Source organism: Mechercharimyces mesophilus (assembly GCF_059818345.1).
The window spans coordinates 423,480-437,521 of record NZ_JCBAPH010000001.1; the positions used below are offsets into that span (position 1 = coordinate 423,480).

12 protein-coding genes are annotated in these 14,042 nt (G+C 45.5%); 10 read left to right on the forward strand and 2 right to left on the reverse strand.

Annotation, left to right across the window (positions count from 1 at the left end; genetic code table 11):
- The first annotated feature begins 1 nt into the window (after position 1).
- The 4 genes from AC6RGY_RS02205 (at position 2) to AC6RGY_RS02220 (ending at position 4,453) form a co-directional block, all read left to right on the forward strand.
- A complete protein-coding gene (locus AC6RGY_RS02205) occupies positions 2-1,003 on the forward strand; it encodes an NAD-dependent epimerase/dehydratase family protein (RefSeq protein WP_499859394.1) in 1,002 nt (333 codons plus the stop codon).
- A complete protein-coding gene (locus AC6RGY_RS02210) occupies positions 973-1,851 on the forward strand; it encodes an MBL fold metallo-hydrolase (protein ID WP_499859397.1) in 879 nt (292 codons plus the stop codon). Before AC6RGY_RS02205 ends, AC6RGY_RS02210 begins: the two co-directional genes overlap by 31 nt.
- A gap of 14 nt (positions 1,852-1,865) precedes the next feature.
- Positions 1,866-3,212 carry a F390 synthetase-related protein gene (locus AC6RGY_RS02215; protein WP_499861421.1) on the forward strand — a complete coding sequence of 449 codons (1,347 nt, stop codon included), beginning with the start codon at positions 1,866-1,868 and terminating at the stop codon, positions 3,210-3,212.
- Positions 3,213-3,922: 710 nt separating this feature from the next.
- Positions 3,923-4,453, forward strand: coding sequence for a hypothetical protein (locus tag AC6RGY_RS02220; protein ID WP_499859399.1), 531 nt, complete (start codon positions 3,923-3,925; stop codon positions 4,451-4,453).
- A 75-nt stretch (positions 4,454-4,528) separates the two neighbouring features.
- On the opposite strand, the gene AC6RGY_RS02225 is transcribed toward AC6RGY_RS02220, so the two are convergent.
- Positions 4,529-5,653, reverse strand: a complete 1,125-nt coding sequence (locus tag AC6RGY_RS02225) for a beta-propeller fold lactonase family protein (protein WP_499859401.1) — start codon at positions 5,651-5,653, stop codon at positions 4,529-4,531.
- A 577-nt stretch (positions 5,654-6,230) separates the two neighbouring features.
- Between AC6RGY_RS02225 and AC6RGY_RS02230 the strand changes: the two genes are divergently transcribed.
- The 3 genes from AC6RGY_RS02230 (at position 6,231) to AC6RGY_RS02240 (ending at position 8,142) form a co-directional block, all read left to right on the forward strand.
- Complete coding sequence (locus AC6RGY_RS02230; RefSeq protein ID WP_499859403.1) at positions 6,231-6,689, forward strand: ArsI/CadI family heavy metal resistance metalloenzyme; 459 nt, start codon at positions 6,231-6,233, stop codon at positions 6,687-6,689.
- Positions 6,690-6,892: 203 nt separating this feature from the next.
- Positions 6,893-7,210: an ArsR/SmtB family transcription factor gene (locus AC6RGY_RS02235; protein WP_499859406.1), complete on the forward strand. Its 318-nt coding sequence runs from the start codon at positions 6,893-6,895 to the stop codon at positions 7,208-7,210.
- A gap of 455 nt (positions 7,211-7,665) precedes the next feature.
- Positions 7,666-8,142 carry an NUDIX hydrolase gene (locus AC6RGY_RS02240; protein ID WP_499859407.1) on the forward strand — a complete coding sequence of 159 codons (477 nt, stop codon included), beginning with the start codon at positions 7,666-7,668 and terminating at the stop codon, positions 8,140-8,142.
- A 179-nt stretch (positions 8,143-8,321) separates the two neighbouring features.
- Here the strand turns inward: AC6RGY_RS02240 and AC6RGY_RS02245 are convergent, their stop codons facing one another.
- Positions 8,322-9,239: a hypothetical protein gene (locus AC6RGY_RS02245; RefSeq protein WP_499859408.1), complete on the reverse strand. Its 918-nt coding sequence runs from the start codon at positions 9,237-9,239 to the stop codon at positions 8,322-8,324.
- Positions 9,240-9,471: 232 nt separating this feature from the next.
- Here AC6RGY_RS02245 and ccpN point away from each other — a divergent pair, with 232 nt between their 5' ends.
- Genes ccpN through ppdK form a run of 3 tightly spaced genes read left to right on the forward strand, consistent with a single transcriptional unit; the run spans position 9,472 to position 13,595 of the window.
- Entirely contained in the window at positions 9,472-10,107 is a 636-nt protein-coding gene (ccpN, locus tag AC6RGY_RS02250; RefSeq protein WP_499861423.1) for a transcriptional regulator CcpN, read from the forward strand.
- Positions 10,108-10,122: 15 nt separating this feature from the next.
- On the forward strand, positions 10,123-10,953 hold the full coding sequence (locus AC6RGY_RS02255) for a pyruvate, water dikinase regulatory protein (protein WP_499861425.1): 831 nt from the start codon (positions 10,123-10,125) through the stop codon (positions 10,951-10,953).
- Positions 10,953-13,595: a pyruvate, phosphate dikinase gene (ppdK, locus tag AC6RGY_RS02260; RefSeq protein ID WP_499861427.1), complete on the forward strand. Its 2,643-nt coding sequence runs from the start codon at positions 10,953-10,955 to the stop codon at positions 13,593-13,595. The genes AC6RGY_RS02255 and ppdK overlap by 1 nt, the downstream gene beginning before the upstream one ends.
- Positions 13,596-14,042 lie beyond the last annotated feature (447 nt).

The window sequence follows — 14,042 nt, forward strand, 5'->3', positions numbered from 1 at the left end:
CATGAAACATGCACTGGTAACGGGAGCAACGGGGTTTTTGGGAAAGCGATTGGCTTTGCGCCTGCAGTCGTTGGGATACCAGGTAACAGGGACAGGGCGGAAGCAGGGAATCGGTCGAGAGCTTACCGCGAGTGGAATTCGCTTTGTCGCAGCGGAGTTAGCCGATGAACAAGCGATTCAAGACTTATGCCGTGGACAAGATGTGGTGTTTCATTGCGGTGCTTTATCCTCTCCCTGGGGGAAGTATGAGGCTTTCTATCAGGCCAATGTGGTGGGAACACGCAATGTCCTTTCTGGAGCCAAGCAGCATGGGATTGCACGGGTGATTCACGTTTCCACCCCCAGTTTGTATACAAGAAATCAGCATCAGCTGGGAATTCAAGAGACGGACCCTCTGCCGACCCGTTTCGCCAACCATTATGCGCACACCAAATATCTGGCGGAACAAGAGGTGGATCGAGCATTTGCCGAAGACTTGGAGGTTATTACCATCCGTCCGCGCGCCCTCTTTGGTCCGGGAGACCAAGCGATCTTTCCCCGTCTATTGGAAGCCAATGAGCAAGGAAGAGTGCCTCTCATCGGGGGAGGGCGCATCCAGGTGGATCTAACGTATGTGGATAATGTAGTGGATGCGCTGTTATTGTGCGAGCAAGCTCCAACCAGCGCGCTGGGGAAGAAATACAACATCACCAATGGAGAAATGGTGGAACTCCGTTCGACATTAGCAGATGTTTTTGCCATGGTAGGGGAGCCTTTTCGCTATCGAGAGATTCCCTATGCTGTCGCTTATGCTCTAGCAGGGGTGATGGAAGGAGTGTCACGTACGGTACTGCGCGGGAAAGAACCACCTCTGACGCGTTATACGGTGTCTGTCCTAGGGAAGAGCCAGACATTGGATATCTCAGCTGCACAAAAAAAATTAGGATACAGACCGCGTATTTCACTGGCGGATGGATTGGAGGCTTTTGTTCAATGGTGGAAAGAAGAGCGCAACTCCCTGTGAAATGGAACTTACTCTGGGGAGGTTCTTGCAGTCACTTAGAATTTGTTGCGATCACGGGAGGGAAATGGAGAAAGATCACCTTTCCGGCTCTTTTTTGCTTGATTGAACATCCCCGAGTAGGGCCGATCCTCTTTGATACCGGTTACGCTACACACTTTTTACGTGCGACGCAAAAATGGCCGTATCGCTTGTATTCTTTGACCACGCCGGTCTCCTTTCAAGAGGAAGATGGAGCGATTGAGCAGTTGAAGAAGCGTGGTTATAGGGCAGAAGATGTTTCGTCCATTATCCTCTCCCACCTGCACGGGGATCACATTGCGGGGGCATTGGACTTTCCTGATGCTTCTTTTTACTGCACGAAGAGGGCCTATCAGTCGATAGAAGGAAAAAGCGGAATAGCTGCCTTGCGGAAAGGGTTTATACCTGAACTGTTACCCACAGACTTCACTAAGCGTACGCACTGGATTGAAGAGCGGGAAGAAGTAACGTTATCAGAGGAGTATGCACCTTTCACCCATGGTTACGATTTGTTAGGGGATCGCAGCTTGATAGCTGTTGACCTGCCTGGACATGCGGCAGGACAGATGGGTGTGTTCTTGCGAGAAGAAGAGGGAAAGACAATCTTTTTGGCGGCAGATGGGTGTTGGTTGCAAAGCTCGTATAAGGAGAAGCGATACCCAAACTCGCTCACCAGCCTCTTTGTCGATAATCGCCTGGAATTAGTAGAAACGATTGATCGGATTCATGCCTTACATCAATACCATCCTGAGATCAAGATCGTCCTCACGCATTGCCTCAAAGGATGGCATGAGGCACAGCAAACTCCGCAGGAAGAAGGGGAGGAGTGATCTTCATGAAACCATTGCAAGCGAAAACCTTCCTCCAATACTATTGGCGCATTCGTTTTCGCACGAACTTTCACTCACGTGAGCAATTAGAAAAATGGCAAGCAAGGCGAGTAGATCGTTTCTTACAAGAGATCCTGCCACTTTCCCCTTTTTCCCGTGAACGCTTCTCGGGAAGAGAGAGAAACGAATGGCGTAACCTTCCTCCGATGGATAAGCAGGTAATGATGGAGCACTTTGATGTGTTAAATACACTTGGTATTCATAAAGAAGAAGCAATGGAAGTGGCTCTTCAAGCGGAAGAGACGCGTGACTTTCGCCCGCAGATTGGAAATGTGACAGTGGGACTCTCCTCTGGTACATCGGGAAATCGCGGCTTGTTTCTAGTAAGTCCGCAGGAGCAAGCGGCGTGGGCAGCTACGATGCTAGCCAAGCTGATGCCTGGTCCTTTATGGTCGGCACATCGGATCGCTTTTTTCTTGCGGGCAAACAGTAATCTCTATCAATCAGTGGGGAGGGGAAGAATCACCTTCTCTTTCTTTGATTTGTTGGCACCTCTCGCCCTTCATGTGGAGCGCTTGCAACACTTTCAACCGTCCATTCTGATTGCCCCTCCATCAATGTTGCGTTTTTTAGCAGAACAGCAACAAAAAGGAGAGTTGTCCATTCATCCACAGCGGGTCATATCGGTAGCGGAAGTACTCGATCCCTTGGATGAAGCGATCATCTCAGTGGCGTTTGGGCAAAAAGTACATCAGGTGTACCAATGTACCGAAGGCTTTTTAGCGGCCACTTGTGCACATGGGACCTTGCACCTGAATGAAGATTTGGTGGTGATTCAGAAGGAGTACTTGGACAAAGAGCAGGGCAAATTTATGCCCATCATCACCGATTTTACGCGGATGACCCAGCCGTTTATTCGCTATCGCCTAAACGATATTTTGACCGAACGAGAAGAGCCCTGTCCTTGTGGGAGCGTGATGACACCGCTAGCGCAGATCGAAGGTAGGTGTGATGATCTCTTCTACTTTCCACCACAGCGAGGAAACAGCATACAAGGCAACGCATCATCAATGAATGCGGACCTTACTCCTGTATTTCCTGACTTTATTCGTCGTAGTATCATGGCGGCTTCCGAGCAGATTATCGAATACCAAGTGAGGCAAAAGAGTCCCAGTCTAGTGGAAGTTTCCTTAAGGATAGTAGGAGAAGAGAGAGAGGAAATCGAGAAGAAGGTGTCCACTTCTTTGCAATCACTTTGTGATCGGATAAACGTACAGATGCCCACGCTTCAATTTGACTACACCCTTACTCCGCCTTCGGATCGAAAATTGCGCCGGGTGAGGAGAGATTTTGAGCTGTGAGGGGGGTGTGGGGAAACCGAGGGTTGTTTAAAAGTGTCGTCGACCTCCAGTAGCGTCATAGCCTTGGGAGATCGACGACATTTTTTGTAATGTTAGATTACGGTGAAGGGGGCGGGAAGGGCAGTTATAGAGGGGATTTATGATTTGACAGAGTAGTGAGATTGTTATACAGTGTTATGTGAAAATACTGATTTGTAGGCGTTTTTGGGGGTTTAGGAAGTACCTATAAGGATTTGAAACCGATAACCTTCCTGTTCTCCCCACCACGTAGCTAATTGTTTAGGAAGTACCTATAAGGATTTGAAACAGTGCTAGAAACGTTAGGATGGAACGCAGCAGAGAAGTACCTATAAGGATTTTTGAAACCCATCCGGCTAGTTTAAGAAGCACCTAAGATACGAACCGGACCCAACGGAAAAGGGACCACGGTACCAATACGAGAGAATTGTACGCTAAGGACTTTTGCATCAATTTTCAGGCAATTATTCCATGATTGAGTGGCGTGAACCGAATTTTAAATGGAAGTGTCGCAAATGCGGTGATCCCTAAGTGGAAATCGGACATAGGAAACTCTTGCAAATAGGCTGAAAAATAAATGGATGAACAAGAGGTAATCTACTATTTGTATGAGTGCCTTGGGTCTTTGATCGTAACGAAAAGGAGAGTTGTCGACATATATTATAGTATTGTATCAGAAGGAGGTTAGGAATTTGAGTGATTGTTGTTCTTGTCAAATTAGTGGCGACATTGTATTGGTTCCTACATTTGAGAATGGGAATACCGATCCGACAGAACTTGTTGTTTATATCCCTCGCATAACAGAGGAAAATATATTTTGTTTAAACGTGAAAAATGATTATTATTGGAATCGAATCGATTTCTCCCCTGATCAACCGCCTACGGAAAGAGAGGCTGGAAACTGCGATATTTTTGCTGAGATCTCCAATAATAGCGATAAGGTAATCGGTCGACTAACAGTAAAACCGGGGCAAAAGAAGTCTATTGTTGTTAGAAATGCATTTCGGCTCAGAATTGGAGCGCCTGATTCTCCAAATGGTTGTCCTCCGCAAACAAACTCCGACGGCTCTACCAATGTTGCGTTTAATAAGATTCTAGGGTGTTATGATGGAACAGTCACTTTTCAACAGAAAAACAACAAAAGTAATCTGTTTATTGTAAACTCGAGCAAGAGTACAAGTGAAAGTTTTAGTAAATCTAGAGTTAAAGCCCTCAGAAAGTAAGAGAATAATAAATAGAAGGTCATAACGAGATCTTTGCTATGGCCTTCTTAAGGAAGTATACATCGATATATTTGGTTAAGAACATTCGGGTGAAATAACCATTCCTACTGGACTTCCGCTTGCTTTTACTGTCGCAAGAATGGAGTGCGTTCGAGTATTAATGACAGAGATCGTGTTTGATTCCTGGTTGAGGATGTATGCTAACTTGCCATCAGGGGTGAATGTAATCACACACGGAAGGTTTTCTACTTGTACGGTTGCCACGACACAATGAGTGCGGGTATCGATGACGGTGACGGTATTTCCTTCTTGTTCTGGAGTACCAAAGTTTGCAACATAGAGGAATGTTCCATCGGGCGAAATCGCTGTCGTGATGGGACCGACCCCTGTCTGTATGAGAGCAAGAACAGACTGTGTCTTGGTATCGATGGCGGAGATGGCATTCCCAGCTGAAGTAGGAGTGCCAAAGTTAGGAACATAAGCGATTTTTCCATTAGGTGTAATAGCGATATCGGTCGGATTATTTTGGACAGAGGGGCTTGCGATAACTCTGAATGTGTGGGTGTCAATAACAGAGAGAGTGGATGAGGTAAGGTTGGCGACGTAAAGCAGTTTTCCATCGGGCGTGAATTTAACAGTGAAAGGGCGTTCTCCTACTCCAATTGTTGCTATAATGGAATGGCTTTTTGTGTCCAAAATAGAAACCGACCTTCCACCCATGACGGGCGAACCCAAATTGGGGATAGCAACCCATTTTCCATTTGGAGAAATGGCAATTGTAAATGGAGAGAATGCGACTGTTACCGTGTCAATGAGAGACTGAGTTAATGTATCGATGACCTCTATCTGATTGCTCCCATTCGAACCTAAAGGAACATAAGCATGCTTTCCATCTGGTGTTATCGCAATTTTGGATGGACTGAATCCCATCAGAATATTGGCGATTATGGTGTGTGTCTTTGTATCGATGACAACAAGGGAATTGATTCCGAGAGGAACAAAGACCAGCTTTCCATCCGGTGTCAGAGCAATATCTACTGGGATATTATCCAGTCCTATGGTAGCCTCAACCGATTGGGTCTTCGTATCAATGACATCCACTGTGTTCGAAAGCTGATTAATCACGTAGGCAGTACCCATATAATGCACCTCGATTGAATCAAAATTTTTATTGAGAGGGCGAAGGATCCAATAGGCCACTTCTACTCCCCATCTATAATTAAAGTATGTTAAGGAAGGTGAGGCTGGTAGGGCGGGACCATGAACCCGAAGGCTACATTTCCTCCATTCAATATACTGTATAAAATATCTAGCCATGTGAATCTGCCAAAGAGATATGATTTCCCACTCTCGTTACATGACGTGAGAGATATCTGTATGTTGGGGTAAAACCAGCAACCAGTGGTGACTATGTATGGAACTTGAAACAACAGTTAGACATCAACAATCCTCGGCCACTTCGAAATAAGGTCATAGTAATGAAAAAGACGAAAGGAAAAGCCTAAGAGGACCATAAGAAACCCCGTTAACCCTTAACGTACAGGGTAACGGGGTTTCTTTAACCATTGATCGCCTTAGCGTACAATTTTCTTTTTTCGGTAGGGTGACACCGAAAACACCGGGAGAGTAGGGTCTCCTTACTGCAAGCGAAAAAACCAAAAGTCATACACATCAAAAAAATTGTCTTGTCTGTTGACAGATCAACTTTTTTTGATGTATTATCATATCAAGAATTATTGATGTGAATAATTCTATTCAACCTAAAGGAGAGAGTAAAATGACTTTGAAACCGCATGTGGCGATTAATGTGAGGGACTTGGAAGAATCAATGAATTTTTATCGTCATCTATTTGCAGAAGAGCCAGTGAAAGTTCGGGAGAACTATGTGAAATTTGATCTGGATGAGCCTGCACTCAACTTCACTTTAAATGTGGGAGGAGAAACGAGTGGCGGAATCAATCATTTAGGAATCCAAGTTGGGTCAACCGAAGAAGTGCTGGCAACGAAAGAGCGATTGAAAAGTGCGGGTTTAGCCACTTTTGATGAGATGGATACGACCTGTTGCTATGCAAAGCAAGATAAAATCTGGGTGACGAGTCCAGATGAGCATCGCTGGGAAGTGTTTTTTGTCAAACAAGATAGTGATGTATCTGGGGAATCCTCTCAAGGGAAAGCCTTGTCAGAGTCATCATCCAAGCCCACCTCTCCTTGTTGTGATGATGCTAGTTGTAGCTAAGAAGACAACATGATACTATCCTGAAGATAGTGGTTCGTTTTTTCTAGGGCTATTTTGATTGCACTAGTTTTACTTAATGCGGAAGATCGGAAGAATGGCTTTCAATCGCCACTTCTATAAGCCAGGTTTCCCATCAGGTGGAGTCAAATCTCCACCTGATGCCCCCGTTTCAGCATGAAACGAGACCACGAGGAGGAAAAACCATGGGAATAGATACTGAGTTAACACAAATTGCACGGGCACTGTCAGATCCACTTCGCTATCGAATCCTTGATATAATTGCCCATGGAGATGAAAAGTTGGAAGATCAATGTTGTCCGATTGGCGTGTGTGTTTGCGATATTCAAGAAGAGCTTGAATTAAAGCAATCCAAAGTCTCCTACCACCTGAAAGAATTGAAGGCTGCTGGATTAATAAACGAACGAAAACAAGGGAAATGGAACTACTATACCGTTAATCAGGATCGGCTTCGGATATTTTGTGATCAATTGAACCAACGGTTTCATTTAACAAAAGAGTAAGTAACAATTGACGAACTAGAGAGAATATTATATCGTGAACTTAAAGCCCACTGTATCATTGGGACTAGGGCATTTTAGGCAGAAGAGCGTATTCAAACTTGCTAAACTTTGTGCTATGACGCTAATATACTCCTTGATCGAATTCGGCGGTACCCTGCCGGACCGGACGGGTCTAGAGAGGAGTGAAGGCAATTGAAACGCTGGGAATGGATCAGTATTCTAAAGCTTTTCTTTAAGTAAATTGCACAAATGATCTATAGCGAACAAAATAATCGGAGTAGTGACCGCAGAGTGGGAAACCAAAACTGCGGTTTTTCTATGAAGTCTCTATATTTAACACAAGAAGGCTCTCTTTTGGAATCGAGCTCCTTTCACTCAGCGTAAGGGAATGGATATATGCTAAAATATGTGATATGGTAAGTTTTCCATTTAGAGAGCCAAAGGAGGGCTTATAAATGAAGACACGTCCCTCTGCACGTGTGGTACTAATGAATGAGGACAGTCGTGTTCTCTTATTTAATATGATGGATATGCTTAATCCGACCAATGGATCGATCTGGTTTACAGTGGGTGGGGGATTGGAAGGAGAAGAGTCATACGAAGAAGCGGCCAAAAGAGAACTGTGGGAGGAAACCGGAATTGAAGAAGTGAAGTGGGGTCCTTTGATTTGGACACGAGAAATCGATCATGAATTTCAGGGAGAACGAACGTACCTGATGGAGCAATACTTTCTTGCTTACATAAGAGGCCAGGATGTTCAACTGGATCATTTGACTTCTTTGGAGAAAGAGGTTTATCGTGGACACCACTGGTGGAGTCTGGAGGAATTACAAGACACAGATGAGATTATTTTCCCGCGAAAACTGGGTCAGTTACTAGATCCAATCATCAATGGATCACTGCCTTTGGAACCGATTGCGATCGGGGAGTGAAAGGCATACCAAAAAGCCTCTTCTGATCCTCTTTAGAGCGGGTCAGCTTTCTTCTCAATTGAAGAGTTGGTATAGACCCATCCCTAACGAAAAATGACCTCCTACAAAGAACGACTTCGCTTATTCTTACGCTCCTAAATATAAAAAGGGCCCTTCCAAGTAGGAAGGGGAACCTCTCTTCACCGTCTCTTCAGCTGTTTCATTGTTTCCATCATCTCTGTCATATAGGCTTCCTTCCCTTGAACATCTAATGCGACAGGGATACGCTCGTTGATGGCTTCGGCAAACTCCAGCAATTCCGGATAGGCGCTCTCTGGAAAGGGAATAAGGTTAGTTGAAGGGGTATCTCCCCAACTAGTGGCATACGAAAGGAGGACCAACGCAGTTTTATCTTTAACCTTCTCATAAAAGTCGATCCATGTTCGCGCCGCATTGAGGATTTCCTTCTCAGTGGCTGCTCCAAAGAGGCTACGCGAGCGATGCATATAGGACAAGGCATGAGAGGTGACACGTGCATGAGCACTGTGAAAACAGAGCTTGGCATCGGTCGCTTCTACTATTTGCAAGAGATGACGTGGAGTACGAAGCGCCGGATGAATGTGATTGCTACCCGGTTCGAAGTAGTAGTTCCCGCCCATTGGTGCATTTTCTACTAATAACTCCAGTTCAAGTGGTCGCGCGATTTCTTGTAGCAAGAGCAGTTGCTCGATCATACGCTCTACATACTGTGTTTTATAATCGTGTAAGGCATGAAAATGACGTGGCCGGTTGTCCAGGTAGGCGAAGATGTCTCCTAAGGAAACGGTCGCTCCATGGACGATCACGTGGCCTCCCTCGCGGCTGAAAGGTGCTAGTGCGTTTAACCATTTCTTCCATGCTTCAAGGGAGAAGTTACGTGTCCCTAGACCCCAGGAAGAGGGCATACGAAAAGCGATGGGAGTGGTTTCGGTCGCACGGAAGAGCTCCGTCAATTCAGATGCCTCATAATGTTCTTCTGGAAGTTGGATGACGGTCTGTTGGACGTCATGATTTTTGAGAAGATGGATGGAATGCAATTGAAGTGGCATGCTGATAGCCAAGGGATTGGAAAAAAGCATAAATGAACCTCCGTTCTTACCTCTATCCTTTCATTTTCGTATAAAAACAGAGGAAATGCAATCGCAAATAAAAACTCTTCCGATCCGAAAGAGGGGATAGACTCAATTTGCTGGTTGCAGAAAAAAAGCTAGTCCAATATAGTATATACTATATGAAGTTGAGGTAAATAAGTATAACATAATACAGCAGAGCCAATCGTCACGAAAGAAACGTACGAGGAGGTGAAAGGAAATCGAATTATCAGCACGTCAGGAGAAAATTATACAGATAGTGAAGAATGAAGGTCCTATAACCGGTGAAAAGATTGCAGAACAACTGAGCCTTACTCGGGCAACACTCAGACCGGACTTATCTATTCTCACCATGGCGGGTTTTTTGGATGCACGTCCGCGGGTGGGATACTTTTATGCAGGCAAATCTGCTAACCAGCTACTAAGTGAGCACTTGCGCAAACTGCAGGTGAAGGATTACAAGTCACTCCCCGTCGTGGTGAGAGAAGAAACTTCCGTTTATGACGCAATTTGCATGTTATTCCTAGAAGATGTTGGGACACTCTTCGTAGTCAAAGATGTCGGGATCCTTGTAGGCGTGTTATCACGGAAAGACTTGTTACAGAGTACGATGGGCAAACAAGACCTACACTCGATTCCTGTCGGGGTAGTGATGACGCGCATGCCCAATGTGATGACATGCGAATTGGAAGATACCCTCTTTGAAGCAGCCAAGAAGCTGATGGATTATCAAGTGGATTCGTTACCGGTTATCCGTTCCATTGAAGGAAGCTCGCAAGTAGAAGTGGTGGGTCGGATGTCCAAGACTACGATTACGAAAGCGTTTGTCGAACTAGCGAAAGAAGAATCGGTTTAGCAGGAGGGATTTCTCATCGTAGGTGAAAAGAAGCACCCATTAGTCTTTGTCGTATCGGATTCGGTGGGTGAAACAGCAGAATTTGTCGTACGGGCGGCTTCTAGTCAGTTTAATGGTGGCGAAGTGGAACTGCGCCGTTTTCCTTATGTCGATGATAAGCAGACGATTGCAGACGTTGTTCAAGCAGCCAAAGAGTCGAATGCCCTTCTCGTTTTTACGTTAGTGGTTCCAGAACTGCAAGCGTTTATTATTGAAGAAGCCAAGAGATTAGACGTCCCCTTTGTAGATATCATGGGTCCGATGGTGAAAGGCTTAGCTTCTCTTTATCCTCGGCCTCCACGCGAACAGCCTGGTTTGGTACGCCGCATGGATGAGGACTATTTTCGTAAGATCGAAGCGGTGGAGTTTGCCGTTAAATATGATGACGGGCGCGATCCACGAGGCATTTTACGCGCAGATGTGGTCTTAATTGGTGTTTCGCGTACGTCAAAAACACCTCTTTCCATGTATTTGGCCCATCGTCGTTTGAAGGTAGCCAATGTGCCGTTGGTACCAGAAGTGGAACCGCCAGAGGAATTATTTATGGTGTCACCGAAAAAATGTATTGGACTAACGATTCACCCGGATCATTTGAATAACATTCGTCGAGAACGACTGAAAGCATTAGGGCTAGGGGCGAAGGCCAATTACGCCAATATGGAACGAATTTTAGATGAACTGGAGTACGCAGAAGGCATTATTAAAAAAGTGGGCTGTCCGATTTTAAATGTGACCAATAAAGCAGTGGAAGAAACAGCCAATATGATTATTGATATTCTTCGTAAGCGGGGAGGAATGGAATCATGATCTCAAAATCAGTACTCTTGTTTGAAGAAGGAAATCGGGAGTTGAAATCCTTACTAGGTGGAAAAGGGGCCAATCTCGCGGAAATGACACGGAGTGGTCTACCTGTTCCTCCCGGGTTTACGATTACAACCAAGGCATGTCTCCAATATTATAAAAAAAATCAGCAGTTAAGTAGAGACATCTTGGAAGAGATCGATCACGCACTGGAGCGTCTTCAAGAAAAAACAGGAAAAAGACTGGGGGATACATCGAACCCGCTTTTGGTTTCTGTTCGCTCGGGTGCGGTTATTTCCATGCCAGGAATGATGGATACGGTTCTTAACCTAGGGCTTAACGATGATACGGTAATCGGCCTGGCCCGTCTGACAAATAATCCGCGCTTTGCTTACGATTGTTATCGCCGCTTTATACAAATGTTTAGTAATGTGGTCCTTGGTATTGATCACTATCATTTTGAGGAGATTATCGATAACAAGAAAGAGGAACGCGGGGTACAAGATGACCCAGCATTGACGGCGGAAGATTGGCAAGAGATCATTGCTTCTTTTAAAAAATTGGTGAAAACAGAGGATGGGAAACCCTTCCCGCAAGAACCACGTGAGCAGTTGCGGCGTTCCATTATCGCTGTCTTTGATTCGTGGAATAATCATCGGGCACGTATCTATCGAAAAATACACAAGATCCCGCATGATCTTGGCACGGCGGTTAATGTTCAGATGATGGTGTTTGGAAATATGGGAGAAGACTCGGGTACAGGAGTGGCTTTTACGCGTAATCCTTCGACAGGAGAGCACCACTTGTATGGCGAGTTTTTGCTGAACGCGCAAGGAGAAGACGTCGTAGCAGGGATACGTACACCTGAACCGATTCATACCCTGATTGATAAGATGCCTGAGGTATATGATGAATTTGAACGCACATGCCAGACATTAGAAAATACTTATCAAGATATGCAAGATATTGAATTTACAATCGAAAGAGGAAATTTATACTTTTTACAAACGCGTAACGGCAAACGGACAGCACACGCAGCCGTAAAAATTGCCGTCGATATGGTACGTGAAGGCATTATCGATAAAGAGACAGCCGTGCTACGTGTGGACCCGAACCAACTAGATCAAATCCTGCATCGCCGGGTAGATCCAGACGCAAAGCTTCACATATTGACAAAAGGATTGCCAGCTTCTCCTGGAGCGGCTTCAGGCAAAATTGTCTTTGATGCGGATACCGCAGAAAAGTGGGCTCATGAGGGGAAAGATGTGATTCTGGTGAGAATGGAGACGACGCCAGAGGATATCCATGGGATGGTAGCAGCCAACGGCATTGTAACCAGCCGTGGTGGTATGACGAGCCATGCGGCGGTCGTTGCTCGTGGCATGGGGAAAGCTTGTATTTGTGGCTGTGACGAAATGAAAGTGGATGTAAAAAATAAGGTGGTCACGGTCGGGAATACCACTCTGACAGAAGGGGATCAGCTTTCGATCGACGGGGGAACCGGTCAGATTATCCAAGGTGAGGTACCCTTGATTGACCCTGAGCTATCCAATGAGTTTCAAGATCTTCTCAAGTGGGCGGACCATTTCCGCACGTTGAAGGTACGGACCAATGCGGATACACCTGCTGATGTAGCAAAGGCACGCGAGTTTGGGGCGGAAGGTGTTGGATTATGCCGCACGGAGCACATGTTTATGGAACCGGAGAGAGTGCCCGTGGTGCAAGAAATGATCCTGGCAGAAACGCTAGAAGAGCGGCAAGTTGCGCTGGATAAACTGTTGGTGATGCAACAGTCCGACTTCCAAGGCATCTTTAAAGCGATGAATGGACTACCTGTCACCATTCGTTTACTCGATCCACCCCTTCACGAATTTTTGCCCAATGTGGAGGACCTGCTTGTGGAGCGAACCACACTCAGCTTACAGCAAGAGGTGGACCATAGGTTGTTAGCAGAAAAAGATGCTATGCTTCGCAAAGTGCGTGCGCTTCACGAATTTAATCCCATGCTAGGTCATCGTGGGTGCCGTCTGGGACTGATTTATCCCGAAATTTATGCGATGCAGATTGAAGCCATCTTCCAGGCAGCTCAGGAAGTGATGGCAGAGGGGCATCATGTTCAGCCAGAAGTGATGATTCCACTGGTCGGACATGTAAATGAATTAAAAGAAATGCGTGCTTTAGTGGATGATATCGCTAGCCGTACTCGTGAACAGAGCGGGCAGGAGATTCCTTATCTCGTGGGAACGATGATTGAAGTTCCACGCGCTGCCCTCACGGCAGAAGAAATAGCGCATGTGGCTGATTTCTTCTCTTTTGGAACCAACGATCTTACTCAAACCACCTTTGGTTATAGCCGGGATGATGCAGAAGGGAAATTCCTGCATCAGTATGTAGACCGAAACATTCTTCCGGAAAACCCGTTCATCACATTGGATACGGAAGGCGTCGGTAAATTGGTTGAGATGGGTGTTCAAAGTGGCCGTAAGGTAAAACCTGAACTGAAAACGGGGATTTGTGGTGAGCATGGAGGGGAAAAAGACTCCATTGCTTTTTGTCACCAAGTGGGGCTTGACTATGTAAGTTGTTCCCCCTTCCGTGTTCCTCTCGCTCGCTTAGCTGCAGCTCATGCTACTTTGAACGAACAATAAGCGTGACCGGATAGGACTTTTGAAAAGTGAGTAGCAGAAGGCATGTTGAAACCGAAGGATAGATAAGTGTTTCCTTCATTTATAAGGTATCCTTTTATTTACAGAAACCAAATGGGCAAGAATTCCCGTTTAACGAAGTAAAGTGTGAAAATGGGTTAGGCTGTTCATTGGCTGTATTTTGTTGGATGTGACGGTGAGTCAACCTTATCTTATAATAGAAAAGGGTTTAGAGAAGCCCCTCCTGAATGACTTTTGACAAGAGAATTGGTAGAAGTCAGGCAGAGGGGCTTTCCCGCCGTCCCAATGAAAGTGGAAGATTCCTCACATGTGAAAAAGAAAATCACTGAGAAAGCACCTGAGATAGAAAAAAAACTTCTTGTCAAGATCAAAGAAGGATTTTTTTCGTTTTTCAGCGTATAATACTACAGGAGGAAGGAGAGCAACGAA